Source organism: Micromonospora sp. WMMD710, assembly GCF_029626045.1.
Lineage (GTDB): Bacteria > Actinomycetota > Actinomycetes > Mycobacteriales > Micromonosporaceae > Micromonospora.
The window spans coordinates 1,777,691-1,804,019 of record NZ_JARUBD010000001.1 but is presented as its reverse complement, the minus strand read 5'-3'; the positions used below and the strand labels follow the sequence as shown (position 1 = coordinate 1,804,019).

Annotated in this window: 26 protein-coding genes and 1 pseudogene; 5 read left to right on the top strand and 22 right to left on the bottom strand. The window is 73.3% G+C overall.

Features of this window, described 5'->3' with window-relative positions:
* Positions 1–3 precede the first annotated feature (3 nt).
* Positions 4–684: an SGNH/GDSL hydrolase family protein gene (locus O7620_RS08160; protein WP_278122545.1), complete on the top strand. Its 681-nt coding sequence runs from the start codon at positions 4–6 to the stop codon at positions 682–684.
* Positions 685–814: 130 nt separating this feature from the next.
* Here the strand turns inward: O7620_RS08160 and O7620_RS08155 are convergent, their stop codons facing one another.
* From O7620_RS08155 to O7620_RS08100, 12 genes are all read right to left on the bottom strand, one after another.
* Positions 815–2,173, bottom strand: a complete 1,359-nt coding sequence (locus O7620_RS08155) for a hypothetical protein (protein ID WP_278122544.1) — start codon at positions 2,171–2,173, stop codon at positions 815–817.
* On the bottom strand, positions 2,170–3,138 hold the full coding sequence (locus O7620_RS08150) for a transketolase C-terminal domain-containing protein (RefSeq protein ID WP_278122543.1): 969 nt from the start codon (positions 3,136–3,138) through the stop codon (positions 2,170–2,172). Before O7620_RS08150 ends, O7620_RS08155 begins: the two co-directional genes overlap by 4 nt.
* Before the next feature lies 1 nt (position 3,139).
* Positions 3,140–4,111: a thiamine pyrophosphate-dependent dehydrogenase E1 component subunit alpha gene (locus tag O7620_RS08145; protein ID WP_151491237.1), complete on the bottom strand. Its 972-nt coding sequence runs from the start codon at positions 4,109–4,111 to the stop codon at positions 3,140–3,142.
* Positions 4,108–4,899 carry a DUF3050 domain-containing protein gene (locus tag O7620_RS08140; RefSeq protein WP_151491236.1) on the bottom strand — a complete coding sequence of 264 codons (792 nt, stop codon included), beginning with the start codon at positions 4,897–4,899 and terminating at the stop codon, positions 4,108–4,110. The genes O7620_RS08145 and O7620_RS08140 overlap by 4 nt, the downstream gene beginning before the upstream one ends.
* Before the next feature lie 2 nt (positions 4,900–4,901).
* Complete coding sequence (locus O7620_RS08135; protein WP_151491235.1) at positions 4,902–5,831, bottom strand: phytanoyl-CoA dioxygenase family protein; 930 nt, start codon at positions 5,829–5,831, stop codon at positions 4,902–4,904.
* Positions 5,828–6,919, bottom strand: a complete 1,092-nt coding sequence (hppD, locus tag O7620_RS08130) for a 4-hydroxyphenylpyruvate dioxygenase (RefSeq protein WP_278122542.1) — start codon at positions 6,917–6,919, stop codon at positions 5,828–5,830. The genes O7620_RS08135 and hppD overlap by 4 nt, the downstream gene beginning before the upstream one ends.
* Before the next feature lie 71 nt (positions 6,920–6,990).
* On the bottom strand, positions 6,991–8,229 hold the full coding sequence (locus O7620_RS08125; protein WP_278122541.1) for a beta-ketoacyl-[acyl-carrier-protein] synthase family protein: 1,239 nt from the start codon (positions 8,227–8,229) through the stop codon (positions 6,991–6,993).
* Between the two features lie 74 nt (positions 8,230–8,303).
* Entirely contained in the window at positions 8,304–9,920 is a 1,617-nt protein-coding gene (locus O7620_RS08120; protein ID WP_278122540.1) for a class I adenylate-forming enzyme family protein, read from the bottom strand.
* Positions 9,917–10,423, bottom strand: coding sequence for a beta-ketoacyl synthase chain length factor (locus tag O7620_RS08115; RefSeq protein ID WP_278122539.1), 507 nt, complete (start codon positions 10,421–10,423; stop codon positions 9,917–9,919). Before O7620_RS08115 ends, O7620_RS08120 begins: the two co-directional genes overlap by 4 nt.
* Before the next feature lie 98 nt (positions 10,424–10,521).
* Positions 10,522–11,601 carry a beta-ketoacyl synthase N-terminal-like domain-containing protein gene (locus O7620_RS08110; protein ID WP_278122538.1) on the bottom strand — a complete coding sequence of 360 codons (1,080 nt, stop codon included), beginning with the start codon at positions 11,599–11,601 and terminating at the stop codon, positions 10,522–10,524.
* Complete coding sequence (locus O7620_RS08105) at positions 11,594–11,839, bottom strand: acyl carrier protein (protein ID WP_278122537.1); 246 nt, start codon at positions 11,837–11,839, stop codon at positions 11,594–11,596. Before O7620_RS08105 ends, O7620_RS08110 begins: the two co-directional genes overlap by 8 nt.
* Complete coding sequence (locus O7620_RS08100) at positions 11,839–12,105, bottom strand: acyl carrier protein (protein WP_151491228.1); 267 nt, start codon at positions 12,103–12,105, stop codon at positions 11,839–11,841. The genes O7620_RS08105 and O7620_RS08100 overlap by 1 nt, the downstream gene beginning before the upstream one ends.
* 30 nt (positions 12,106–12,135) lie before the next feature.
* On the opposite strand from O7620_RS08100, the gene O7620_RS08095 reads away from it, so the two are divergent.
* Complete coding sequence (locus tag O7620_RS08095; protein WP_347403792.1) at positions 12,136–12,831, top strand: 4'-phosphopantetheinyl transferase superfamily protein; 696 nt, start codon at positions 12,136–12,138, stop codon at positions 12,829–12,831.
* Here O7620_RS08095 and O7620_RS08090 read toward each other — a convergent pair.
* The 10 genes from O7620_RS08090 to O7620_RS08045 form a co-directional block, all read right to left on the bottom strand.
* Entirely contained in the window at positions 12,726–14,039 is a 1,314-nt protein-coding gene (locus O7620_RS08090; RefSeq protein WP_278126909.1) for a class I adenylate-forming enzyme family protein, read from the bottom strand. The two genes, O7620_RS08095 and O7620_RS08090, sit on opposite strands and share 106 nt — an antisense overlap.
* A gap of 978 nt (positions 14,040–15,017) precedes the next feature.
* Positions 15,018–15,356 carry an antibiotic biosynthesis monooxygenase family protein gene (locus tag O7620_RS08085; protein ID WP_278122535.1) on the bottom strand — a complete coding sequence of 113 codons (339 nt, stop codon included), beginning with the start codon at positions 15,354–15,356 and terminating at the stop codon, positions 15,018–15,020.
* On the bottom strand, positions 15,353–16,600 hold the full coding sequence (locus O7620_RS08080; protein ID WP_278122534.1) for a beta-ketoacyl synthase N-terminal-like domain-containing protein: 1,248 nt from the start codon (positions 16,598–16,600) through the stop codon (positions 15,353–15,355). Before O7620_RS08080 ends, O7620_RS08085 begins: the two co-directional genes overlap by 4 nt.
* Before the next feature lie 31 nt (positions 16,601–16,631).
* A complete protein-coding gene (locus tag O7620_RS08075) occupies positions 16,632–17,906 on the bottom strand; it encodes a beta-ketoacyl-[acyl-carrier-protein] synthase family protein (RefSeq protein ID WP_278122533.1) in 1,275 nt (424 codons plus the stop codon).
* Positions 17,903–18,307 carry a cupin domain-containing protein gene (locus O7620_RS08070; RefSeq protein WP_278122532.1) on the bottom strand — a complete coding sequence of 135 codons (405 nt, stop codon included), beginning with the start codon at positions 18,305–18,307 and terminating at the stop codon, positions 17,903–17,905. Before O7620_RS08070 ends, O7620_RS08075 begins: the two co-directional genes overlap by 4 nt.
* On the bottom strand, positions 18,300–19,055 hold the full coding sequence (locus tag O7620_RS08065) for an SRPBCC family protein (RefSeq protein ID WP_278122531.1): 756 nt from the start codon (positions 19,053–19,055) through the stop codon (positions 18,300–18,302). Before O7620_RS08065 ends, O7620_RS08070 begins: the two co-directional genes overlap by 8 nt.
* Entirely contained in the window at positions 19,052–20,494 is a 1,443-nt protein-coding gene (locus tag O7620_RS08060; protein WP_278126907.1) for an acetyl-CoA carboxylase biotin carboxylase subunit, read from the bottom strand. Before O7620_RS08060 ends, O7620_RS08065 begins: the two co-directional genes overlap by 4 nt.
* Positions 20,495–20,510: 16 nt before the next feature.
* Positions 20,511–20,999, bottom strand: coding sequence for a biotin/lipoyl-containing protein (locus tag O7620_RS08055; protein ID WP_225854834.1), 489 nt, complete (start codon positions 20,997–20,999; stop codon positions 20,511–20,513).
* Positions 21,000–21,073: 74 nt separating this feature from the next.
* Entirely contained in the window at positions 21,074–22,798 is a 1,725-nt protein-coding gene (locus tag O7620_RS08050) for an acetyl-CoA carboxylase carboxyltransferase subunit alpha (RefSeq protein WP_278122530.1), read from the bottom strand.
* Positions 22,795–23,133 (bottom strand): TcmI family type II polyketide cyclase, encoded by a 339-nt coding sequence (locus tag O7620_RS08045; protein WP_151492947.1) that lies wholly within the window; start codon positions 23,131–23,133, stop codon positions 22,795–22,797. Before O7620_RS08045 ends, O7620_RS08050 begins: the two co-directional genes overlap by 4 nt.
* A 444-nt stretch (positions 23,134–23,577) precedes the next feature.
* Between O7620_RS08045 and O7620_RS08040 the strand changes: the two are divergent.
* The 3 genes and pseudogenes from O7620_RS08040 to O7620_RS08030 all read left to right on the top strand — a co-directional run bounded on the left by O7620_RS08040 (position 23,578) and on the right by O7620_RS08030 (position 26,158).
* Positions 23,578–24,466, top strand: a pseudogene (locus tag O7620_RS08040) (BTAD domain-containing putative transcriptional regulator).
* Entirely contained in the window at positions 24,463–24,810 is a 348-nt protein-coding gene (locus O7620_RS08035) for a TcmI family type II polyketide cyclase (protein WP_151492945.1), read from the top strand. Before O7620_RS08040 ends, O7620_RS08035 begins: the two are co-directional and overlap by 4 nt.
* A gap of 1 nt (position 24,811) precedes the next feature.
* Positions 24,812–26,158, top strand: coding sequence for an NAD(P)/FAD-dependent oxidoreductase (locus O7620_RS08030; RefSeq protein WP_278122529.1), 1,347 nt, complete (start codon positions 24,812–24,814; stop codon positions 26,156–26,158).
* Positions 26,159–26,329: the final 171 nt, after the last annotated feature.

The window sequence follows — 26,329 nt, the reverse complement described above, 5'->3', positions numbered from 1 at the left end:
GGCATGCCATCGACGCTTACCGAATCGACGGACCCGTACTGCCTCCGCCCCGGGGAGGCCGCCGACCTGCTACGCGGGCACCCGTGGCGGCGGTTCGTGGCGCTCGGCGACAGTGTCGTGGAGGGCATGTGCGAGCCGACACCGGGCTACCCCGACGTGCAGTGGGCCGACCGGATCGCCGCCGAACTGACCGCCGTGCGCCCCGAGCTGGCGTACCGGAATCTGGGTCGGCGCGGGCTGCGGGCGCACCAGGTGCGGGCCGGTCAGCTCGCCGCGGCGCTGGCCTTCGAGCCGGACCTGGCGCTGGTGGTCTGCGGCGGCAACGACGCGTTCCACCCGGCGTACGACGCGGACGCGGTGGACGCCGAGCTGACCGCGATGATCGGTGCGCTGCGGGACGCCGGCGCGGATGTGATCACGGTGGGCATGTTCGACGTCTCGCACAGCCCGGCGGTCCCCGAGGCGCTACGCCCGGGCCTGCACGAACGGATGCAACGGCTCTCCGCACACACGGCCGCTCTCGCCGAACGCCTGCACACGATCCACGTGCACCTCACCGACCATCCCCTGACGGCCGACCCGACCCTCTACAGCACCGACGGCCGCCACGGCAGCGCCCGCAGCGACGCCGTCGCAACCGCGGAAACCCTCCGCGCCCTGTCCACCCACCAACCCCCACGCTAACCCCCGCACCCACCCCGCGCCGACCCTGTTGATCATGAGCTTGACGGGGCCGAACACGGCGTGGCAGGCCGGCAACCTCATGATCAACCGGGGGGCGTCCGGGGCCGGCGCGGGGTCGGCGCGGGTCCGGTCAGTCGCGCAGGAGGATTCCGGTCAGGAGGACTCCGTGGGCCAGGTTGAGGACGCCGTCGCAGCCGGGGTAGCCGACCCTCGCCAGGCCGCCGGAGGCCGTCCGGCCGAACAGGTACGGTGCCAGGGAGTACGGGACCTCCGCCGTCACCGTCTCACCGGTCTCGATCTGCACGAAATCCATCGGCACGCGGTCGGTCGGCAGGTACTCCTGCAGGATCGCGCCACCCTCGTCGACGGCGGCGCGGACGCCGTCGGCCCAGTCCGCCGGGCTCAGCTCCGGGCCGAGCAGCACGCCGTGACCGGCGGAGCCGTCGGCCGGCTTCGCCACCAGCTCGGCCTGCCCGGCGATGGCCCGGTCGAGCACCGCGGCGGTCAACGGCACCGTGTACGGCACGTGGCGGCGGATCAGCGTCTGGTCGTCGGCGGCCAGCCCGTCCACGTCCTCCCACAGCCAGGCGAAGGTGGTCTTGTTGCCGAGCAGCCACGCCGCCGCCGACACGAACATCGGCAGTGTGCCGGCCGCGAGAGCCCCGGCAACCGCGTCCAGGCCGGCGGTCGGGGTGACCCGGTTGGGCACGAACAGCCGGAACAGCGCGTCGACGGGCGCGCCGTCGACGACGAGGCGGTCGTCGTCGTCCAGGGTCGCGCTGGACACCGGGGCGATGACCAGGTCGATGCCGAAGTCCCGGGCCCGTACGGCGAGGGGGTCGAGGATCCGGATGAACGTCTGCGGGTCGTCCAGGCCCGGATAGTCCGCGTCGAAGTCCATCAACAGCGCCACCCGGGCGCCGTCGGGCAGCCGCAACTCCTCGCGGATCGCCACGAAACGCTGGTCCAGCAGTGACGGGGCGGCCCGCACCGGCAGGTCGTCGAGGATGCCCCTCTCCCGGTAGAGGCGCGCGAACCGCTGGATGACGGTGTCGGCGTCGAACCCGCCGCCGAGGCTGCTGTCGATGTTGTACTCGACGAACTTCGGCACCCCGGCCGAGAAGATCACATCGGGCCGATACGCGGCCAGCAGCGCCTCGGTGAGCGGCTCCGACTCGTCCAGCAGGCGGGTCTCCCCCGCCGGTACGCCGAGCAGGTGGCGCAGCTCACCGGCGGTGCCCGCCCGACGCCGGCAGGCGTCGAGGACGAGCTGGGCGAGCCGGTCGCAGACCTCGTTGAGCTCCCGCCAGGCGTCCGCGTCGAGGACCGGGGGGCGGGCCAGCCGCCACTGCTTGTTGTAGGTGGCCCGGCCGTGGAAGACCTGCTCCCAGGCCGCTGCCCCGCTGTCCACCATGGCCCGTCGGGCCGGCTCGGGCAGGTCGGCCCAGGCCCGGTCGGGGGCCGGCCACGCGTAGTTCGGGTCGATCATGAGCCGTCCTTCATGGTGAGGTGGATGGCGGTGGCGAGCTGGTCCCGGCCGGGTTGCACCGCCCGGTCCAGTGCCGGGGCGAACGGCAGCACCGCCCCGTCCGGTCGGGTAACCCGTCGTGGTGGGGCGAGCAGCCGGACCCGCTCCACCACCGAGGCGATGATCTCGGCGGCGATCCCGCAGGACCGGTTGCCGTCGTCGAGCACCACGAGGCGTCCGGTGCGGGCCACCGACTCGGTGAGACCGTCGATGTCGAACGGGTACAGGGTGCGCGGGTCGAAGACCTCCACCGAGACCTGGTCGGCCAGTTCCTCGGCGACCGCGAGCGCGTCGTGCACCAGGTGCCCGACCGCGACCACGGTCACGTCGTCGCCGAAACGGTGGATGCGGCCCCGACCCAGCGGCACCGGCACCAGGTCGTCCACGTCGTCGCGGACGTCCATGGCGGCGGCCGGGGCGAACACCACCACCGGGTCGTCGTGCCGGATCGCGGTGACCAGCAGCCCGTACGCGTCGGCCGGGGTGGCCGGCACGACGGTGACCACGCCGACGTGGGCGAAGAGGCTGTACGGGTGGTCGGAGTGCTGCCCGGCCCACCCGGTGCGCGATCCGGAACCGGGCACCAGGTAGGTGACCGGCACGGCGCACTGCCCTCCGGTCATCAGCGGGAACTTGTGGGCGTGGTTGACGATCTGCTCGAAGACCAGGAACAGCAGCGACGGGATCTGGAACTCGATCACCGGCCGCAGCCCGGCCAGCGCCGCCCCGGTGGCGAAGCTGGTGAACGCCTGCTCCGACAGCGGGGTGTCGCGGACCCGGTCGGCGCCGAACCGCTTGGCCAGCCCGGTGGTCACCATCGACGCCCCGACCTGGATGTCCTCGCCGAGCAGGAACACCGCGTCGTCGCGGGCCAACTCGTCCGCGAGGGCCCGGGTCAGTGCGCGGCGGTACGACAGTCGGGGCACCTCAACCACCTCCGGTGCGGCCGGTCAGGCCGCTGGCGTACAGGTACGCGAGGGCGTCGGCCGGGTCGGGTCGCGGGCTGTCCAGGGCGAACCGCACCGCCGCGTCGAGGGTCGCCTCGACCTCGGCGTCCACGGCGGCACGGTCGGCGTCGGGAAGGCGTTCACCCTGGATGCGTACCGGATCCCGGGCTCGGCCCCGGGTCACCTCGTCGGGTGGGCGGTAGTCGAGGCGTACCGCGTGTTCGAAGGTGTGGTGGGCGTCGAAGCGGTAGGTGCGGGCCTCGATCAGCTCGGGGCCGCCGCCGGCGCGCATCCGGTCGACGGCGGCGGCCGCGGCGGCGCGTACCGTCTCGGGGTCCTGGCCGTCGACTCGGGCGGCCGGGATGCCGAACGCGGCGGCCCGGCCCGCGATGCTGCCGGCCACCGCGCCGGCGATCGGCATGGTGGTCGCGTAGCCGTTGTTCTCGCAGACGAACAGCACCGGCACCCGCCAGAGCGCGGCCAGGTTGAACGCCTCCAGCAGCATCCCCTCGTTGACCGCGCCGTCGCCGAAGAAGCTCACCCCGACGGTGTCGCGGCCCTGCCGTCGCCGGCCCCAGACCGCGCCGGTGATGATCGCCCCGGAGGCGCCGACGATCGCGTTGGCGCCGAGCACGCCGAGGCTGAAGTCGGCGGCGTGCATCGAGCCGCCCCGGCCGGCGTTGAGGCCGGTGACCCGTCCGCATAGCTCGGCGAGCATCCGGGCCGGGTCCGCGCCCCGGGCCAGCACGTGCCCGTGCCCGCGGTGGGTGCCGGCGACCACGTCGTCGGCACCCAGGGCGGCGCAGACGCCGGCGGCGATCCCCTCCTGACCGAGGTACGGGTGGATGCCGCCGACGATCTGCCCGCCGTGGACCAGCTCCACCGCACGTTCCTCGAACCGGCGGATCAGCCGGACCGTGCGGTAGAGCCGGACCGGATCGGCGTCGGTCACGCCGGACCCTTGATGGCGGCCAGGATGTCGTCCCAGAGCCGGGCACGGGCGGCGAGGGCGGTGTTGACCGTGTCGGCGCACTCCTGCCACTTGGTGTCGTCGTCGCCGCACAGGTCGGCGAGCATCTGCATGGCCATCGGGGTGTGCTGTTCGCCGTCGACCTCGATGTGCCGCTCCAGGTAGTCGACGAACGTGTGCAGCCGGTTGCTGCGCTCGTTGACGGCGACGACCTGGGTGAACATGTCCGGGATGAGGTCCTCGCGGCCGAACGCGAAGGCCGCCGCCTGGCAGTGCACCGGGGTGGATTCGATGATCCGCCAGGTGGTGGCGGCGAACGCGGCCGACGCTTCCGGCACCCCGGCCTCGGCGAGCGCGTCGGTGACCGGTCGGCCGGCGCGCAACAGGTCGATGAGGGCGTCCACGGCGGTGGTGTCCGCGCCGGCCTCGGCCATGCCCTGCACGTACAGCTCGAAGTGGCTGATGTAGCCCTCGCCCAACTCGTCGCTCTCCTCCACCATCACGATGTCGTTGATGAGGCGGCGGCTGCCGGTCGGGCCGGTCGGGATCCACGGCACGGTGACGCAGGTGAGCTGCCGTTGCAGCGACTTCAGCAGGGACATGAAGTCCCACACCGCGAAGACGTGGTGCTGCATGAAGGTGACCAGCGCCTCGTGGGTGTCCAGGTTGGCGTAGAGGGGGTGCTTGACCACGACGTCGCGCCGGTCGGTCACCGCCCGCTCCAGCCGCTCGATCCCCGGGTGCGTCTTACCCCAGTCGTACCGTGACATTGTCAGCCTCCCTGCTGGGCGCGGTCGCGCCAGATGACCGGGCAGTAGTCGGGGTCCGCGTAGTCGGGCCGTCCGTCGTGGGTGCGGCGGACCAGCACGTCGTGGTTGTACGAGGCGAGGGTGCCGTCGGAGAGCGGGTACGCCCGCCAGGTGTTGTCGCCGTCCTGCAGGTGCAGCGAGATCGCCTGCCGGGGGCGTCCGCTGACATTGGGACCGCTGCCGTGGTAGATGCGGCAGTGGTGGAAACTCATGTGCCCCTTGGGAATCACCATGGGGATCTTGCGGATCTCCGCGCCGTTGTACGCGGCGTTCTCGGCCAGCATCTCCTCCAGCTGGCCGCGGTCCCGGTCGGCGAAGTGCCGCACCACGGTGTCGTCGGCGCCGATCTCCCGCCACCGGTGCGAGCCGTCGACCATGGTGATCGTGCCCATCTCCTCCCCGCAGTCGTGGAAGGGGATGAACGCGGTGAGCATCGTGTCCGACGACGAGGACGCCCAGTAGTGCTTGTCGAAGTGCCAGGGCACGATGTTGCTCGGCTCGCCGGAGATCGGCGGCTTGTAGATCAGCGTGGACTGGAAGACGCGAATCTCGTCGGCCTGGGCGAGCCGGGCGGCGACCGCGCCGATCAGCGGCTTGCGCAGGATCGCGCCGAGCCCGTCGTGCTCGTGGTGGACGTAGTCGTTGTGCCGCTGCACCGACCCCTTGGACGGCTCCCAGTAGGCGAGCTTCGGCGGCCGGACCGGCAGCCGACGGTCCCGTTCGCCGTCGTAGTAGCGCTGGGTGGCCGCGGCGAGGGCGTCCACCTCGTCGTCGGTGAACAGCTTCCCCGACAGGTACCAGCCGTGCTCGGCGTAGTGCCGCACATCGTCGTCGGACGGGAGCAGCGCCTGCTCCTCGGCGGTCAGCGTCGGTTCGTACCCGGTCGCGGTCATGCCCCCACCCCCTGTGGTGTGGCCGCCACCGCGGCCAGCTCCCGCTCCTTGGCCTCGTAGAGCGCCTTGATGTTGCCGCTGCCGAAGCCCCGTGCGCCGCGCCGCTCGATCAGCTCCAGAAAGAGCGTGCGGCGCACGTGCATCGACTCGGCGAAGATCTGCAACAGCTGACCGTCGTGGTCGGAGTCGACCAGGACGCCCAGCTCGCGCAGCCGGTCCAGGGGCGCGTCCACCGGGCCGACCCGTGCCTCCAGGGCGTCGTAGTAGCTGCCGGGGGTGCCGGCGAACCGCACCCCACGCCGACCCAGCTCCTCCACGGCGGCGACGATGTCGTCGGTCCGCAGCCCCAGGTGCTGCACCCCACCGCCGGCGTGCTGGTCGAGGAACGCGTCGATCTGGCCCGGACGGCGGGCCCGATCCGGTTCCAGCAGCACCACGGTGACCCGCCCGGACGGGCTCTGCACCACCTTGGAGTTCATCCCCTGCCCGTCGACCTCGATGTACTCCTCGAAGATCTGCGTGAAGTCGAACAGCCGCTCGAAGTGCCGGACCGTCTCGTCGAGCTGCCCCGGTGGCACGCAGACCGCCAGGTGGTCGACCTCGGCGAGCACCGGCGGATGACGGTGCATCGTGGCCGGTCCGGGTGTGATCGCGCCGGGCAGGAAGTCGCCCCCCTCGCCGCTGCGCTGCACCAGGCGGTGCCGCACGTCGGCGAAGCCGTCCACCTCGGCGGTCACCACCTCGGCGTCCGCGCCGGTGCGGGTGGTCGGCGGCGTCACCCCGGTCGCACCCCGGGCCAGCAGCTCGGCGTACGCGGCCGCGACGTCGTCGACCTCGACGGCGACCACCGCGATGCCGTCGCCGTGCCGCTGCACGTACCGCGCCGCCGGATGCTCGGCGCTCAAACCGGAGGTGAGCACCAGCCGGATGTCACCGTGGCAGAGCAGCAACGAACGCTGCCCCTCCAGCCCGGTCTCCGGGCCACCCTGCCCGCACACCTGGAAGCCGACGGCGGTGCTGAAATAGAAGGCCGCCTGCCGGGCGTCCCCCACGTAGAGTTCGATGTGGTCGATACCACGGATGTCCATGTCCCCTGAAACCCTTCCCACGGTTCCCCCCGTGTTGCCGTCCGGGCGCCCCGCCCGGGATGCCGCGTCGATCACCCCCTCGGCTCGGCGACCCGCGCGAGCAGCAGGCTCACGTTCTGGCCGCCGAACCCGAACGAGTTGGTCACCGCGTACTCCGGGTCGGCCTTGCGGGGCGCGCCACGGATGTGGTCCGCCGGGCAGGCCGGGTCCGGGTCGTCGAGGTGGTACGTCGGTGGCAGCAGCCCCCGACCGAGCGCCAGCGCGGTGGCCGCCGCCTCCAGCACCCCGGAGGCGCCGAGCAGGTGGCCGGTGAGCGCCTTGGTGGAGCTGACCGGCACACCACCGGCACCGAAGACGTCGGCGAGGGCGATGGTCTCCGCGATGTCGCCGAGCTTCGTACCGGTGCCGTGCGCGTTGACGTAGCCGACCGCCGCGGCGGGCACGCCCGCGCTGCATAGCGCGCGCCGGATGCACGCCGCCGCGCCGGCGCCGTCCGGGCGCGGCGCCGTCGGGTGGTACGCGTCGGTGGTCGCCCCGAACCCGGCCACCTCGGCGTACCCGGTGACGCCACGCGCCTCGGCGTGCTCGGCGCGTTCGAGGACCAGCAACGCGGCACCCTCGGCCAGCACGAACCCGCTGCGCGAGGTGTCGAACGGCCGGCTCGCGCGAGCCGGATCGGCGCCGGCGCGGGCCAGCGCCCGCGCGTTGCCGAACGTGTCGGCGAAGGTCGGGAACAGCGGCGCCTCGCTGGCCCCGCAGAGCACCACGTCGGCCTCCCCGGTGGCGATCAGCCGCACCGCGTCGGCGACCGCCTGCGCACCGGACGCGCAGGCGGTGCCGACCGACGAGCTGTAGCCCCGGATGCCGTGCGCGATGGCGATCCGCGCCGCCGGCATGTTCGGCAGGATGCCGGTGAGCAGGTACGGGCTGACCGCCGCGCGCCCCCGGGCCGCGCGGGCCAGCACCTGCGCCTCCAGGGTGGCCATCCCGCCGACCCCACCGACGATCACCCCGATCCGCTCGGGGTCGACGTCGCGGCCCACCTCGATGCCCGCGTCGGCGAGCGCGTCGGCGGCGGCGAGCAACGCGAGCACCACGATCCGGTCCAGCACCCGGGTCTCTGGCCCGGACGCGACGGTGCGCGGGTCGATGTCGGGCAGCAGGCCGGCGACCTCCAACGAGTCCCGTGCCGGATGCCCCTCGGGCGGGCGGGTCAGCCCGGACCGGCCGGTGGTCAGCGCGTCGAAGGTCTCCTCGACGCCCCGACCGGCCGGCGTGAACAGACCCATCCCGGTGATCAGGGCGGTCACGACGACGCTCCGGTTCGCCCGCTCACCACGACGCTCCGGTTCGCCCGCTCACGACGACGCTCCGGTTCGCCCGCTCACCACGACGCCTCGGTGAGGTAGCGCTCGCGCAGGGCGACCTTGCGGACCTTACCGGTCACGGTGACCGGGATGTCGGCGGAGCGTACCGGCACCACCCGACGCAGCGTCGCGCCGACGTCCGGGCCGAGCGCGGCGCGGACCCGTTCGGTGCGGTCCTCGCCCTCGTCGGCGCCGGTGGTCAGCTCCAGCAGCACGTCGGTGACCACCCGGCCGGCCTCGGCGACGATCACCACCGTGCAGTCGGTGACGTCCGGGCAGGCCGCGAGGATCCGCTCCTCGGACAGCGCCGTGTAGTACCGCCGCCCGTCGCCGGCGTCGACCGAGTCCACCGCCCGGTCCAGGTGGTAGTAGCGGCCGTCGGCGTCGGCGCGGACCAGATCGCCGGTGAGATACCAGCCGCGCTGACGGAACCGGTAGGTGGTGGCCGAGTCGTTCCAGTAGCCGCGGAACAACGACGGCGAGTCGATGCCCAGGAAACCCACCTCGCCGACCGGCACCGGCTCACCGTCGGCGTCGAGCACCGCGACCCGGGTGAACTCGTACGGCCGGCCGATGCAGCGGCCGTACCGGTCGGTGTCGGCGCGGTGGGTGATGTGGAACATCGAGTGCCCCATCTCGCTGGAACCCAGCCCGTCGATGAAGACCGAACCGGGCACCCGCACCACCCCGTCGCGGGTGACGGTGTCCCGGGAGCCGACCGCGACCAGGCGACGGATGTGCGGTTCGTGCGAGGCGTCGCCGGTGTTGAACCACAGCCGCACCGAGTCCAGGTCGTACCCGGACAGGTCGAAGCGGGCCAGCTCGGCCCAGGTGACCGAGAAGCCGAACACCCCGTCCGGGCGCCACCGCTGGATCGCGTCGAGCACCCGCTCGCCGCCCTGCTCAGACAGCAGGTACATCTGCGCCCGGTTGCCCAGCGCCTGGTTGACCATCAGCACGGTGGCGGTGTGCGGGGCGGGCAGCGCGTTGAGGATGCGGCTGGTGCCCTGCGCCTGCGGCATGGTGAGCAGGTGCCGGGTGGCGGCGAAGAGACTGGCGTGCGAGTGCAGCACCGCCTTGGGCACGCCGGTGGTCCCGGAGGTGTGGGTGATGACGATCGGGTCGTCGGGGTGGTGCCGGTAGTGCGCCGGCGCGGCGGCCGGGTCGCCCGCGCCGGCCTGGGCCGGGGTGCCGAGCAGCGGTACGCCGAGGTCGTGCCCGGCCAGCAGCGCGGTGTGCGCGTCGTCGGCGAGCACACCCACGCCCCGCAGCCGGCGGATGTACTCGGCGGCGATCTCCGGGCGCAGCCTGCCGTTCATCAGCGCCGGGATCGCGCCGAGCCGGGCCAGCGCCAGGAAGCTGAGCACCATGTCGGCGGCGGCGGTGGCCCACACGGCGACCGGGTCGCGCGGGCGTACCCCGCGTTCGTGCAGCCAGGCAGCACGGGCGGCGACCCGCTCGTCGAGCCCGCCCAGCGTGAGCGGCGCCTCCGCCGGGTGCCCGTCGACGGCGGTGTCGAAGGTCAACCCGGGTCCGTCCGGGTCGGCGCCGTGCGCCAGCACCCGGGCCAGCATGTTGCCCGCCCCCAGCTCGGTGTCGGCGGCCAACGCGCCGCGCAGTCCCCTTGTCCTCATGGTTGTGCTCCTCCACCCAGCAGCACCGCGACCGCCTCGGTGGGCGTGTCGGGCGCCTGTTCGATCAGGATCAGCAACACCTCGTCGGCGTCGCCGTCGTACCGCAGCAGGTCCGCCTCGGCGACGCCGTCGGCGTACGGGTCGCCGGTCGGGCTCAGGCAGACCACCGGACCGCGCAGCCCCCAGCGGGCCGCGATGTGCCCGGCGACGCTGTTGGGCACGGACTGGAAGAAGAACAGCGGCCCGACCCGCCCACCGGACTCGACGGTCTCCCGCACGTGCTCGGCGCTGACGAGATCGCCGCTGGCACTGACCAGCACGACCCCGGTCCGGGTCTGCGACGGCACCGGCCCCGTCCCGTACCGTCGCCGCAGACACCGCTCCGCGACAGCCACCACGACCGGAGCGAACCCCGAGAGAACGAACCCGGGAACCCCCGGCACGTCCCCGTCCCCACCCTCCGGCCACCTAGCCCGAGCAAGCTCCTCCGCTCCCTCGCGCACTCCCTCCCGCGCCGATCTTGCGGTTTCTGTCGATGGTTCACGTGTTTCGCCGGATTCGTCGGGACAGAAAGTGCAAGATCGCGGGCTGTCGGTGGCGGTCACGGGGTGCCGACCAGCAAGGCCGTGTTGGCGCCGCCGAAGGCGGCGTTCAGCGTCAGGGCGTGCGTCGCCGTCGCGCGTCGCGGGTGTTCGAGGATGACGTTGAGGGGGCACGCCTCGTCGGGGCCCGCCCAGCCGGCGTTGACCGGCAGCTCCCCGTGTCGCAGCGCCAGGGCCGTGACCACCAGTTCGAGCAGCCCGGACGCCTCCAACGCGTGCCCGTGCAGCGCCTTCGTGGAGCTGATCGGCACCTGCCCGGCGTACCCGTCGAGGGCCTGCCGCAACGCCGCCGCCTCGGCGGCGTCGCTCTGCGCGGTGCCGGTGGCGTTGGCGTTGACGTACCCGACGGCTTGCGGTGGCAGACCGGCCCGGCGCAACGCCGCGCCGATCGCGCGGGCCAGCCCGGCGCCGGTCGGGTCCGGTTGGCACGGGTGGAACGCGTCCCCGGCGCGCCCCCAGCCCGCCACGGTCGCCACCGGCTCGACGCCGCGCCGAGTCTCCGCGCGGGATTCGAGGACCACGGCGGCCACCCCGTCGCCGAGCAGCAGACCACGGCGGCGGGTGCTGAACGGGCGGACCGCCCCGTCGTCGGCGAGCGCCCTCCCGGCGTCGAAGAGCGCGAACTGGTCCGGCTCCACCAGGTAGCCGGCGGCCACCACCACCCGGTCGACGTCACCCCTGGTGATCAGGGTGGCGGCGTCGGCGACCGCCGTGCTCGCCGACACGCAGGCGCTGGTGTAGACCCGGGTACGACCACCCAGTCCACACCGGACGGCCAGCTGGTCGGCGAGCGCCGAGGCGGCGGGGCCGCCGTGCACCGCGAGCAGCAGCGCGCACCCGGTCCGCCGCGCGGCATCCAGGCCGGCCACCCGGCAGGCCGCGTCGATCGCGGCGGCCAGCTCGTCGGCGAGCGTACCGGCGTCGGGCAGCGTGGCCGCCACGGTGACCCGGCGGGCGGTCGTGTCGAAGCGGCGGACCGGCCCGAAGGCCGGCGTGCCGGCCAGCTGCGCCTGCGCGCCACGGCCGAGGGCGCTGACCGCGTGTACGCCGGTGAGCTGGACGACGCGCGGCTCAGCCATCAGCGGGAGCGGTCAACGACGCCCGGAACACCGCCAGGGCGTCGTCGACGGTACGGATGCCGGCCAGGTCGTCGTCGGTGAGGTCGAGGCGCCGCTCGTAGCGCTGCTCGACGAGGTGTACCAGCCAGGCGAGTTCCATCGAGCCGATCCGGTCGGGCACCTCGGCGGCCGGTTTCGCGGTGAGTTCGGCGAGCATCGTCAGCAGGTCAGCTCGCCCCAGGTCGGGCTGACCGGCCATCAGGCGTGGTCGCTCGTCGCCTCGGCGACGCGGCCGGCGACCATGGTGGTGAACTCACCGACCGTCATCAGCGCCAGCTTCTCCGACTCGTCGTCGGCGAAGGTCACGCCGTAGCGGTCCTCGACGCGGACGGACAGGTCGGCCAGGGCGAGCGACTCCAGGTCGACGCCGGACGGGCCGAGTGTGGTGTCGTCGTCGATCCCCTCGACGTCGTAGTTCATGTCGGCGAGCTGCTCGACGACGAAGGCACGGACCTCGGCTCTCATGGTTACCCTCTCTGGGTGGTCCAGCTGACGGTGCCCGGTCGGGACACCGTGTACGTGTGGGTCGGCCGGGACGCCGGCGGTCCGCCGGATCCGGCCGTCTCGCTGCTGCGGCGGGCGGGCAGCGCGCTGCTCGGTCGCGCCGGGAACGAGCTGGTGCTGACGCACGACCCCGGTGGGAGGCCGGTCGTCCGGGTCGACGAGCGGGTGAACCTGCCGGTCAGCGTCAGCCGCTGCCCCGGAATCGTGGTGGTCGCCGTCCGCCTCGCCGGCCCGGTCGGGGTGGACGTGGAGCGGATCCGCCCGGTGCCCGCTCTCGCGCTGGCCGGCCGCTGGTTTGCCGCAGCCGAGCTGACCTGGCTGGCCGGGCGGCCCGAGGCCGAACGAGGGGTTGACTTCCTGCGGCTGTGGACGGCGAAGGAGGCGGTCGGCAAGGCGCTCGGGCTCGGGTTGCGAGACGGCGGGCTGCGCCGGCTGATGCCCCCGCCCGGGCTGCCGCTGCGGCCCGTGCCGGGCGACGAGACACTGTGGGTCGGGCATCCGGAGCTGGGTGGGGATCTCGTCGCAGCGGTCGCGGTGCGCGCGGGGACGCAGGTCGACGTCGAGGTGGTGCAGGGGGCCGGTCACGGCGTGGCCGCCGACCGCAGCGCGTCGGTCGAGCGGACCAGCTTGCCGGTGGTGGTGCGGGGCAACTGGTCGAGCAGCCGCAGCACGCGGGGCCGTTTGTAGCCGGCCAACCGTTCGGCGAGAAGCTTGTCCAGGACCTCCTCGGACAGCGGGCCGTCGGGTTGCACGTACGCGGTGATGCCGTCGTCCCAGACCACCACCGCGGCGGCCACCCCGGGCAGCTCGGCGACGGTGCTCTCCACCTCGGTCAGGTCGACCTTCAGGCCGCCGACGGACACCTGCGAGTCGAGTCGGCCGCGCACGGTGACCAGGCCGGTGACCTCATCGACCGTGCCGGCGTCGCGGGTGTGCAACCAGCCGTCGGCCCAGCGCGTCGGGTCGCTCGACCCCACGTACGGCGACGCCGGGCAGGAGACCCACAACTCACCACCGGACTCGCGGACCTCGATGCCGGGGGCCGGAGCGATCGACGGTCGGTGCGATCCGTGCAGGTCGGTGCCGATCACCCCGACCTCGGTCATCCCGTACATGTTGCCCAGCGGCACCCCGTACCGGTCGGTGAAGGCGTTGGCCACCGCGGCCGGCACCAGCTCGCCGCCGGTGGTCATCCGCCGAAGCTGGGGCAGCGGGCCGGCAGGCCGGGTGGAGGCGAGCAGTCCGATGTGGAACGGTACGCCCAGCACGGTGGCCGGCGTCGGTTCGGCGTCGATCGCGGCCAGCACGGCGTCCCCGCTGAGCCGCTGCGGCGGCACCAGCTCGACGCTGGCGTGCAGGCCGTAGAGCAGCCCGCCGACCAGGCCGAGTACGTGCACCATCGACGGCAGCAGGATGATCCGCTCGCCGGGCAGCGCCACCCCGTCGATGCGGGTGTAGCGGCGCACCTCGGCGACCAGGTCGGCGGCGGTGCGACCGATCACCTTGGACGGTCCGGTGGAGCCGGAGCTGAGCTGGATCACGGCGTGGCCGCTGACCGCCGGGCGGTCGGCGTACCGGGTGATGCTCTCGGTGACGTCGACGAAGACCTTCAACGCGCCGGCGCCGGTCCGCAACGGCGCGACCACCACCTGCGGGGTGAGCCGGACCAGCGCCCGGTCCACCTCGTGGTCGGTGAGCCGGTGGTCGAGCAGGATCGCCTGCGCCCCTGCGCGCCACGTCGCGAGGAGATTCACCACGTACGCCAACGAGGGCGGCATCCGCAGCGCGGCGGCGCCGCCGGGGCGCAGTCCGGCCGCGCTGAGCCGGTCCTGCGCGGCGGTGACGAGCTGGTGCAGGGTGGCCCGGTCGATGGGCTCGGGCAGTCGGAGACACATGTCGGTCGGACGGCCGGCAAACAGCACTTCGTCCACCCAACCGGGGTCGCTCACCGTAACGTTTCCTGCAGAATCATCCATTGCCCCCACCGATCGACGCGCAGCGCAAAGCAGGGCATAGAAGCCATTTTGTGGACATCTTTTCGGGTGCTGCGGGAACCCTACGACAGCCGCGCGGAACATCGCTAGATGCAAATGGCTAGATCAAATTGAGCGCCCGGACCGATTGCCACATACCGGTGCCCACCGTCACCGGCACCTCATGCGGGTGCGGCAGAACCGGTCGGATCTGCGAGAAATGCCTGGTTGCGCACGATGGACCCTGCCCTGCCCCACCGTCGATTTGGCTACAGGTTCCGGATGTGACCGACGACTGGCTGGAGGACATCCGCGTCCTCGTTCGGCTGGCGCGGTGCCATGCTGAGCCATCCCTGGGCACCACGGCTGGTCGGACGCCCCATGCTCGGACCCAACGTCCTGGCCCGTACGGAGTTCCTGCAAAAGGCACTCGTGCGCGGCGGCTGCCGTGGCCTTCAGCTCGCCATGACCACACGAACGCTGCGAACGACGTCATCGATGCCGCCCTCACCGAAGCCACCTGACTCCAGAGCATGAGCCCCGACGCGAGAGCCACGGCCCGCGAGCATGTCGCCACCAGCGCCGACGCCTACCCGACCCTCAACGCCTCCGGCCATCTCGACGACACCCGGTGGGACGACGACCTGCCGTTCGAGGAGGGCCTCAACGGGATCCTCCGGACGGCAGCACGGGCAGGGGTGCGTGCCAGCTGGATGCCCGTGCCGGGAGGTGTGCGAGCACAGGACGAGTGCGTGGAAGCACCGCCGGCGGGCGCGAGGCGAGATCATGCTCGTACCACGAAATAGTGGCCTCCACCCGAGGGCGAGGCCACTACATCATGGATCGAGCGCGATCATGCCGGCGGCGACAGCGCGAGCATGTCGGCCACCGCTAGCGGGATCACCCCGACGGTGCCGGCGCGATCGCGAGCTCCGGCGTCTGGGCGTGGATGTGGAAGCGCAGCGAGCGGGCGTCGGTGAAGCACTCCCGCATCGGGCGCACCAGGTCCCGGTGCTCGGGAGTGCGCTCCCAGTTCTCGAAGTCCGCGAGGGTGGCCCACTCGCTGGTGATCAGCCACTGCTCCGGGTCGGTCGACGAGCGGCAGACCTGGTCGACCAGGTGCCCCGGCACACCGTCGGCGACCAGGTGCCGCACCTCTTCGTACGCGGCGAGGAACTGTTCGGTGCGCGGCACCGGCACCCGCACCAGGAAGACCACCCGGGCCCGTTGTTCGGTCATGGCGTCTCTTTCCTCGTCGGCGCTGCCCCGCGCAGGACCAGCGCGCTGTTGAACCCGTCGAATCCGCGCGCGCAGACCAGCGCGAGCCGGCTGCGCGGCCGGCGGTGTTCGCGGAGGAAGTCCAGCTCACATCCGTCGGCCACCTCGTCCGGGCCGGCGGACGCGGGCAGGGTGTCGTGCGCGAAGGCGAGCAGCGCGGTGGCCACGTCCAGCGCCGACCCGCCCTGGTGTGCCCGTCCGGTCAGCGGCTTGGGCGTGGTCACCGGCGGCGGACGGTCGGCGAACACCGCCCGCAGCGCCTCGGCCTCGCTGCGGTCGTAGCGGGGCACGCCCAGCGCGTCGGGCAGCACCACGTCGATCCCGGCCGCCGCCACGCCGGCCCGGTCCAGGGCCAGCCGCATCGCCCGCGCGTACTGCCCCACGTCGCCGGCACTGTCCGCCGTGGTGTGCGCGGCGTCGTGGGTGGAGCCCCACCCACTCACCTCGCCGTAGATCCGGGCTCCCCGTGCCACCGCGTGTCCCATCTCCTCCACCACGAACACGGCGCCGCCCTCCGCCGGCAGGTAGCCGCTGGCCGTGGCGTCGAACGGCCGGTACGCCCGCTGCGGGTCGGCGACGTCGCTGAGCAGCCCGGAGCGCAGTTGGCAGGCCAGCGCGTACGGGCTCAGCGGGCACTCGGTGGCCCCGGCGATCACCACCGGGGTGCCCCGACGCACCGCGCGGGCGGCGTGCGCCAGGCTGTCCAACCCTCCGGCCGTCTCCGCGACCAGTACGCCACTCGGGCCCTTGAACTGGTGATGGATGGAGAGCTGCCCGACGCTGGCGGCGTAGAACCAGGCGATCGACTGGTACGCCCCGACGGTGCGTGAGCTGCCACCCCAGAGTCGTTGCAGCTCACGCTGGCCGAACAGGTTGCCCCCGGACGAGCTGGCCAGGGTCACCGCGTAGCCGTACGGGTCGGGGGCCCGCTCGGGCAGGCCGGCGTCGGCCAACGCGAGCCGGGTGGCGGCGAAGCCGAGGTGCGTCCACCGGTCGGTCTGCACCAGTTGCCGGCTGTCGGCGTAGGACTCGGCGGTGAAGTCGGGCACCTGCCCGCCGTAGCGGGTCGGGTAGCCGGCCGGGTCGAACAGGGTGATCGGCCCTGTGCGGCGGGTGCCGGTCAGCACGGTGCGCCAGTGCGCGTCGGCGCCGACGCCGCTGGGCGCGACCACGCCGATGCCGGTCACCACGGCCCGGGCCGTCATCCGGTCACCGCCGGATGCCCGAGCCGGCCGGTCACGCCGCCACCGCCGGCGGCAACCGGCGGAACACCATCGCCGACTGGAAACCACCGAAACCGCTGCCCACCGACAGCGCCACGTCCACCGGGACCTCCCGCGCCTCGTTCGGTACGTAGTCCAGGTCGCACTCCGGATCCCGGGTGCTCCAGTTGGCCGTCGGCGGCACCACCCCGAACTCGATGGCGAGGGCACACGCCGCCATCTCGATCGACCCGATCGCGCCGAGCGAGTGCCCCACCATCGACTTGATCGAGCTGATCGGCACCCGGTACGCGGACTGGCCCAGCGCCCGCTTGAACGCGGCCGTCTCGTGCCGGTCGTTCTGCCTCGTGCCCGAGCCGTGCGCGCTGATGTAGGAGACCTGCTCGGGTGCGATCCGGCCCTGTCGCAGCGCGTCGGTGACGGCGAGGCCCATCTCCAGTCCGTCCGGGCGCAGCCCGGTCATGTGATAGCCGTTGCTGCGGCTGGCGTAGCCGGCGACCTCGCAGTAGATGTGCGCGCCGCGCCGCCGGGCGCGCCCGGCCTCCTCCAGCACCAGCACGGCCGCGCCCTCGGCCAGCACGAACCCGTGCCGGTCGGCGTCGAAGGGGCGGGAGGCGTGCGCCGGATCGTCGTTGTCCGGGCTGGTCGCCCTGATCGCGTCGAACGAGGCGACGGTGACCGGTGAGATGGGCGAGTCGGCCGCGCCGGCCAGCACCACGTCCGCCTCACCGTCCACGATCAACTGGTGGGCGTAGCCGATGGCGTCGATGCCCGAGGTGCAGCCGGTGGAGACGACCTGCGCGGGGCCGTGCAGCCCGTGCCGGCACGCCACGTCCGCGGCCAGGCTGCTGGGCACCAGTGCCTGATACAGGTACGGTCCGCCGCGCGACGCGTCGACCAGCCATCGCCGGCCGTGGTCGCTGACGGTGACGTACTCCTGTTCCAGGGCCATCGTGCCGCCCACGGCCGTGCCGAGCACCACCCCGGCCCGGTCCCGCTCGGCGTCGGTGAGCACCAGCTGCGCGTCGGCGACCGCCTCCGCGGAGCAGGCCAGCGCGAACTGCACGTACCGGTCGGCGCGGTGCCGCTCCGCATCGGTGAGTCCGGCGGCGACCGGGTCGAAGTCACACTCGGCGGCGATCTGGGAGCGGAACGGCGACGGGTCGAAGAAGCTGATCCGCCGGGTGGCCGTACGCCCCTCGGTGATGGTCTTCCAGAAGCGGTCCCGGCTGGCGCCGCCGGGGGCGACCACCCCGACGCCGGTCACCACCGTACGGCGCCCGGTCATGATCCGCCCCGCTGTTCGGCCAGTTCGGTGTCGACGTGCCCCAGCTCCGGGCGGGGTGCCAGCGGACCCAGGTGGAAGACCACCTCGGCCGGCTCGACGCCGGTGTTGCGCAGCCGGTGTCGCACGTTGACCGGTACGAACAGCGCCTCGCCGGCGGCCAGCAGGGTCGGCTGGTCGTCCAGGTCGACGGTGATCGCGCCGCGGGACACGTACAGGAACTCCTCGCTGTACGGGTGGTAGTGCTCGGCGATGCGCTCCCCCGGAGCGAGCCTCGCCACCCCGAGGAAACCGGAGGTGCTGCCGACGGTGCGGGGGCCGAGCAGCACCCGCAGCTCACCACCGCGCCGACGGTCGGCGGGTACGTCCTGCGCGGCGATCGGCCTGGTGCTCACGTCACTCATCGCCGGCCTCCGTCGACTCGTCGCCGGCCGTCGGACCGTCCTGCTCGGCGCGCTCCCGGGCGATCCGCTCCACCCGGTCCTTGATCACCGCGAGTTGGATGACGCTGTTGGTGTTGATCCGTTCGGTCATGGCGGCGTTGTCCACCGGCGCGGTCGGCTTCATCGCGAAGTCCTGGGTCCACGTCATGCGGGTGCCGCCGGAGTCCTCCGTGTAGCGCCAGTGGATCCGCATGTACTCGAACGGCCCGGTCTCCACGCGGTGCGCCCGCACCTGGCGGCTCACCGGGTCGGCGGTGCGTTCGCTGACCCAGCTCCACGCCACCCCGTTCTCGTCGGGGTACATGGTCAGCCGGAACCGCACGGTGTGGCCGTCGCGGTGCAGGATCTCCACCACCGCGTACTCGGTGAACAGCTCGGTCCAGTTCGCCACGTCGTTGGTGACCTCCCACACCAGCGGCAGCGGCGCGTCAATGAACACGCCGTTCTCGGTGTGCCCGGGCGGGTCGGCGCGGCGGGCGACCAGGTCGGCGACCGCCGGGATGCTCAGCTGCCCGGCCTGCTCGGGGATCGCCACCTGCCACCGGTCGGCGACGACCGCGGACAACTCCAGCAGGGCCAGCGAGTCCATGCCCAGTTCCTCCAGCGACGCGGCGGGCGCCCGCGCCGCGACGTCGGCGTCGAGTCCGCAGTGCGCCACCAGGATGTCGGTGATCTCGGCGGTCAGCGGTCGACCATGGGTGACGGTCATCGGTTCCTCCGGTTGGGTACGTCGGGCTCCGCGGCGGGCGCGGGGCGGGGTGCGGGGGTGGGCGTCGAGCGCTGCGCGGGCGCCGGTCCGGGCGCGGCGAGCAGGCGGTCGACCAGGCCGGTGGTGTAGCGGCCCTTGCGGAAGGCGGCGTCGTCGAGCACCCGCCGGACGAACGGGATGGTGGTGCGCACGCCCGGCCCGGCGATGTCGAACTCCTCCAGGGCGCGTTCGAGCCGGTTGAGCGCCAACTCCCGGTCGGGCGCCCAGACGATCACCTTGGCCAGCAGCGAGTCGTACCAGGGGCCGACCACGTAGCCGGCACTGGCGTGGGTGTCGACCCGGGTGAACGGGCCGCCGGGCGGGGTGAACCGCTCCAACCGGCCGGGGGTCGGTGCGAAGCCGCGTTCGGGGTCCTCGGTGTTGACCCGGCATTCCACGGCGACGCCGTGCAGGCGGATCTCCTCCTGCCGCCAGCGCAGCGGCACCCCGGCGGCGATGTGCAGCTGCTCGTGCACCAGGTCGATGCCGGTGACCATCTCGGTGACCGGGTGCTCCACCTGGATCCGACAGTTGATCTCCAGGAAGTGGAACCGTTCCTCGGCGTCGACCAGGAACTCCAGCGTGCCCGCGCCGACGAAGCCGACCTCGAGCGCGCCGCGCAGCGCGGTGTCCGCGATGGCGTCGAGGACACCGGTGGGCAGCGCCGGCGCGGGCGCCTCCTCCACCAGCTTCTGGTGCCGGCGTTGCACCGAGCAGTCCCGGGTGCCCAGGTGCACGCCGTTGCCGTGCGAGTCGCAGAGCACCTGCACCTCGACGTGCCGGGCCTCGGTGAGGTACCGCTCGACGTACACCCGGTCGTCGCCGAACGCGGCCTGCGCGGCGGCGCGGGTGCGGGCGTACACCCGGGGTAGCTCGTCCGGGGTATGCGCGACGGCCATTCCCCGGCCGCCGCCCCCGGCGGCGGCCTTCACGATCACCGGGTAGCCGACGGCGTCGGCCACCTCGGTCGCCGCCGCGACGGTCGGCACCGGCGCGACGCTGCCCGCCGGCAGCGGCAGGCCGGCGCGGCTCATCAGGGCGCGCGCCGAGGATTTGTCGGCCAGCGCCGCCATCACCGCCGGTGGTGGGCCGATGAAGGTCAGCCCGTTGTCGGCGCAGATCTCGGCGAAGTCGGCGTCCTCGGAGAGGAACCCGTAGCCGGGGTGCACGGCCTGCGCGCCCACCTGCCGGGCCGCCTCGACGATGGCGGCGGCGTTGAGGTAGCTGCGCCGGCTCGACTCCGGTCCGATCCGGACGGCCTGGTCGGCGAGGCGGACCACCGCCGAATCGGCGTCGGCGGCGGAGTAGACCACCGCCGTGCGGACGCCCAGCTCCCGGCAGGCCCGCAGCACCCGCAGCGCGATCTCGCCCCGGTTGGCGATCAGCACGGTCTCGAACATGGTCACCCACCCGCCGTCAGGCCGGTTCGAGTTCGAGCAGCGGCTGGTCGTACTCGACCGGGTGGCCGTCCTCGACGAGGATCGCGGACACCCGGCCGGCGCGGTCGGCGACGACCTCGTTCATCAGCTTCATCGCCTCGACGATGGCGATCGGCTGGCCCGGCCGGACCAGGTCGCCCACCGCGACGAACGGCGCCGCGCCGGGCTCCGGCGCCCGGTAGAAGGTGCCGACGATCGGCGCCCGCACCGTCGCGCGGCCGGGTACCGGCGGCCGGATCAGCGCCGCCGGCGGGCCGGGCGCCGTCGCGACCGGCGGTGCCGGCGCCGCCCGCACCGGCGGCGGATCCGGGGGTACGTCGGGTCGCGTCGCCTCGGCGGGGTGCCACTCCACCTCCAGCACCGCCGACCCGCTGCGCAGCCGGATCCGGCGCACCGGCCCGGTCAGCTCGGCGACGAGCTGCCGTGCCTGCCGGCGCAGCCCGGCCAGCACCTCCTCGTCGCCGATCGTCTCGTCGGGCCGCTGCGCGTCGAGCCGCGTCCCGCCGTGCCCGTTCGTCGACACCGCCTGGTCGCTGGCGGTCACCGGACACCCGCCCGGGAGAGGCCGCGCGCCGCGCCGAAGCGACGGAAGCGCTGCCGGCGGCGGCGGACCAGGGTCGCGGTCGGAACGTCCAGCAGGGGCAGCAGGTTCGCCAGCAGGGCGGCGCGCAGCAGGCGCGCCGTCTCCGCCGGGTCGTGGTGCGCGGCCGGTGCCGGCTCCGGCACGACCTCGTCGATCACCCCGAGCCGGTGCAGGTCGGGTGCGGTCAGCCGCAGCGCGCGGGCGGCCTGCGGCGCGGCGGACCGGTCCCGCCAGAGGATGGCGGCGCAGCCCTCCGGGCTGATCACCGAGTAGATGGCGTTGCGCAGCATCAGCACCCGGTCGGCGACGGCGAGGGCCAACGCGCCACCACTGCCACCCTCACCGGTGATCACCGCGAGCACCGGGGTGGGCAGCATGGTGAGGGTGAGGATGTTCTCCGCGATGGCCGCCGCCTGACCCTGTTCCTCGGCGCCGACGCCCGGGTCCGCGCCCGGGGTGTCGACGAGGGTGACCACCGGCAGGCCGAGCCGGGCGGCGAGGCGCATCAGCCGCAGCGCCTTGCGGTGCCCGGCCGGGCTGGCCATGCCGAAGTTGCGCGCCACGAGTTCGGCGGTGGTGTGCCCCTTCTGGTGGCCGATCACCATCAGGTGCCGCCCGTCCAGCCGGGCCACGCCTCCGACGACGGCCGGACAGTCCGCACCGAGCCGGTCGCCGTGCAGTTCCACGAAGCCGTCGAAGACCGAGTCGAGGTAGTCCAGCGTGGTCGGTCGGCCCGGATGGCGGGCGACCCGCACGGTGTCCCACGCGTCACGATCCGCCGGGGCGTCCCCCGCCGGCGGCGGCACGACGACGGGGTCGTCGGCGAGGCGTTCGCGGCGCGCCGCCACCTCCTGGCGCGGTACGGCCGGGCGGGGCGGGCGGCCGGAGCCGGTCGCGGCGAGCAACGCGACGAGGCGTCCCCGCAGCGACCGGCGCTGCACCACCATGTCGACCTGGCCGTGGCGCAGCAGGAAGTCGGCGGTCTGGAAACCCTCCGGCAACGCCCGGCCGGTGACCTGGCGGATCACCCGGGGCCCGGCGAAGCCCATCCGGGCGCCGCTCTCGGCGAGCACCAGGTCGGTGTTGGTGGCGAACGACGCCGCCACCCCGCCGTAGGTCGGATCGGTGAGCACGCTGACGGTGAGCACACCCGCCTCGCGCAGGGCCGCGATGGCCTGGCTGACCGTGGCCATCTGCATCAGCGACAGGGCGCCCTCCTGCATCCGCGCCCCGCCGGAGGCGGTGACCAGGATGAGCGGAACGCCGTCGTCCAGGGCCCGTTCGGCGGCCTGGGTGATCAGCTCCCCCACGGCGCAGCCGAGGCTGCCGCCGAGGAAGCGGAAGTCCATCACCGCGAGCACGGCCGGGTGCCCGCCGATGGTGGCGGTGCCGCAGACGACCGCCTCGGACAGGCCGGTGCTGGCCCGCGCGGCGCTGAGCCGGTGCGGGTACGGCAGCACGTCGACGAAGTCGATCGGATCCGCCTCGGGCAGCCGGTCGGGCAGCGGACGCAGTGATCCCGGGTCGACGAGTTGGCGAAGACGTTCCGGGGCGCCGAGCCGGGTGTGCGCGCCGCACTCCGGGCAGACGTCGAGGTTGCGCCGCAGCCGCTTGCGGTAGAGCAGGCTGGAGCAGCCGGCGCAGCGCGACCAGAGCGCCTCTCGCGGCGCGGTCGCGGTCACGGCCGCCGCCCGGCGTCGGCGGCGTCGAACCGGTAGAAGCACCGCGCCATGGCGTCGCGCGGCGAGCGCCACGTCGGCAGGTACGGCGAGACGTAGGGTCGCAGCCGGTCACTGACCCGGATGAACTCGGGATGGCCACGGGCGGCCTCCACCGCGCCCTGCGCCGGCTGGTCGGTCTCGAGCAGGTGCACGTAGAGGTCGTGCAGCCGGTACAGCGAGCGGTGCCGGACGCCGACCAGGCGCGGCAGCTCCGTCGCGTCCGACTCGGCGAAGATCTCGGCGACCCGCTCCTCGGCGGTCGGGACCACCTTCGCGACGATCAGCGATCGGTCCATGGCTGGGCCTCCCCCCACGGCGTCCGGGCCGGCGGCGGGTGGCCCCGGACGCGCTGGACGACTGCCGACACGATGCGGGAGTCCTCGTCACAGCGGCGTCACCACGCCGGGTCGGTCGGCGACGCTGTCTGGTGACGCTGCGTTGACGCAACCTGTGCATCAGCTATGCGCCCGCTCCATCTGACACGAGAAACTGCGTGCGTTTGTGCAGTTCAGAAGCGATCTCATGGTTGACCGTCACGGATAGAAGGTCCACCGAGCCGTTGACTCACCGTGACCGCTATTGATAATCTTCACCGTGGTAAGCCCGGCCGCCCCGGCGGGCGGGGCCGCGCCCGTACGGCCGTGGTCGCACCCCGCCGGTGAGGTCGACAGTGGCGTCACGGGCAGCCGATCCGGGACACAGCAGACAGTCGGGACGAGCGTTCCGCAGGGGGTGCCGCCGTGGCCGCTGATCCGTCCGTGCCGACCGCCGGAGACCCGCCGGAGAGCGACGTCGCACTGCACCTGCTCGGCGGATTCCGACTGCTACGTGGCACCGCGCCCGTCGTGGTGCCACGCGGGCTGCAACGGGTGATCGCGCTGATCGGGCTGCGCCCCGGCGCCACCCGCAGCCAGCTCGCCGGACTGCTCTGGCCCGACGCCTCCGAGGAGCGCGCCCTGTCATCGCTGCGCACCGCCCTGTGGCGGCTGCGGCAGGACCCGTGCTGCCCGATGACCGTGACCGGCGACACCGTACGCCTGGGCCCCGCCGTCCGCCTCGACGTGGACGAACTGGTCGGCACGGCCGCCCGGGTCCGCGACGGCGACGACCCGTGCACCGCCCGGGCCCTCGCCGCCGGCCGACACGATCTGCTGCCCGGCTGGTACGACGACTGGGTGTTGCTGGACCGGGAGCGGCTGCGCCAACTGCGCCTGCACATGCTGGAGCAGGTGGCCGGGCAGCACCTCGCCGCGGGCCGGCACGGCGAGGCCCTCGAAGCAGCGCTGGAGGCGATGGCCGCCGAGCCGCTGCGCGAGACCCCGCACCGACTGGTGGTGCGCATCCACCTCGCCGAAGGCAACGCGTTCGAGGCGGTGCACGCCTTCTACGTCTACCGCGACCTGCTGCGCCGGGAACTGCGCCTGGAGCCCAGCCCGGCGATGAGCGCCCTGCTCGACGACACACTCGCGCCGATCCGCCAGGCCACCCGGGAGTCCGCCGACCGTCCGTCACCGGCCGGGCGGCGCACGTGACGGTGATGTGACAGGCACTGCGGCACGGTGGGCGCACAGAGCACGTGGCCACCGATCCCGAGGATCGGGCCAGCCACCGGCGGAAGGGGTCCCATGAGTCGTCTACTGATCGTCAGCCGGATCATCCCGGGCGCGGAGGGGCGGGTCGCGCAGATCTTCGCCGAATCCGACGCCACCGAACTACCCGGCCTGACCGGTGTCACGCACCGGTCTCTGTACTGCCTGCACGACCTGTACGTCCACCTGATGGAGACCTCCGACGTCGACCCGGACGCGCTCGCCGCCGCCCGTAACCACCCGCTCTTTCAGCAGGTCAACGAACGGCTCTCGGCGCACACCTCGCCGTATCTGCCGACCTGGCGATCGCCCCGCGACGCGATCGCGGGCTGCTTCTACCGGTGGGACGCCGCCGACGCGCCCGCGGCGCACCCGGCCGGCTGACATGTCCAGCGCGCCGCACGTCCTGATCATCGGCGCCGGCACCGGCGGCCTGTGCCTGGCACACGGGCTGCGGCGCGCCGGGATCAGCGTCGCCGTCTACGAACGGCACCGCCACCGCGCCGAAGGGCTGCTCGGCTACCGGGTGGGCATCGGCCCCACCGGCAGCCGGGCGCTGCGCGAATGCCTTCCACCCGAGCTGTTCGCCACCTTCCTGGCCACCTGCGCCCGACCGCCGCGCTACTTCAACGTCGTCACGCAGGGGCTGCGCCAGACCGCCTCATTCGAACTGCGGCCGGACGCCGAACCGGAGCACACCGAGCACTCGGTGGCCCGGATGGTGCTGCGCCAGGTCCTGCTGACCGGCCTGACCGACGTGGTGCACTTCGACAAGACCTTCATCCGGTACGAGCAACGCGACGACGGCACGGTCACCGCGCACTTCGCCGACGGCAGCAGCGCCACCGGCAACCTGCTGGTGGCGGCGGACGGCACCCACTCCGCCGTACGACACCAGTACCTGCCGCACGCCGTCACCCGCGACGCGGGCACCATCAACATCGCCACCCGGATCCCGCTGACCGCGCACACCCGCGACCTCGTCCCGGAGCGGGTCCGCCAGGGCATCTCGCTGATCTTCGGCGCCGGCGGGACGATGGGTGTGCTGCACGTGATGGAGTTCCGGTGGGACACCGAGCGGGCGATCAAGCCGGGCGTCAGCGACGCCGACGCCGATCTGCTGCGGGACTGGCCCGGCCTCGCCCACGACACCACCACCGACAACATCAACCTGATCATCTGGAGCGCCGCCCGCCGGTTCCCGGCCGACGTCATGCAGCGCCGCGGCGAGGACCTGAAGCGCGTCGCCCTGGACCTCACGCCGAACTGGCATCCGCACCTCCGCGAGCTGTTCACCCTGAGCGACCCGGACAGCGCCCTGCCGATCAGGGTGACCACGTCCGAACCGGTGCCACCGTGGAAGAGCAGCACCGTCACCCTGCTCGGCGACGCCATCCACACCATGACACCGGGACGTGGCGTGGGCGCGAACACCGCGCTGCGCGACGCCCGCCTGCTGTGTCGGCAGCTCGTCCACGCCGCCGCCGGAGACAAGACGCTGGTGCAGGCGGTGGCCGACTACGAGGCGGTGATGGTGCCGTACGGCTTCGCGCGGGTCACCGAATCGCTGAACCGCAGCGGCACCAGCGGCGAGGACCGGATGTACCGACCGGTGGTGGGCCGGCTCGCGCTGCTCGGCGCACGCGGCTACTTCGGGGTGACCAGCCGGGTGCCCCGGCTACGTCGCCGCTTCGTCGACGACTTCCACACCTACGAGGGCGACCAGGACTGACCCGGCGTCACCGACCCGGGCCCGCATCCACTGCCGGGCCCGGGTTTCCTCGTGTCCGGCGCGACGCTGCGTCACCCGTCGGGCACCGGGCGCGGTGACCGTCCCACCCGTGCCGCTGCCAGGCAGTCCTCTCTGTCGTCGTCATGACGCATGTGCGAAGCTGCGGCGAGT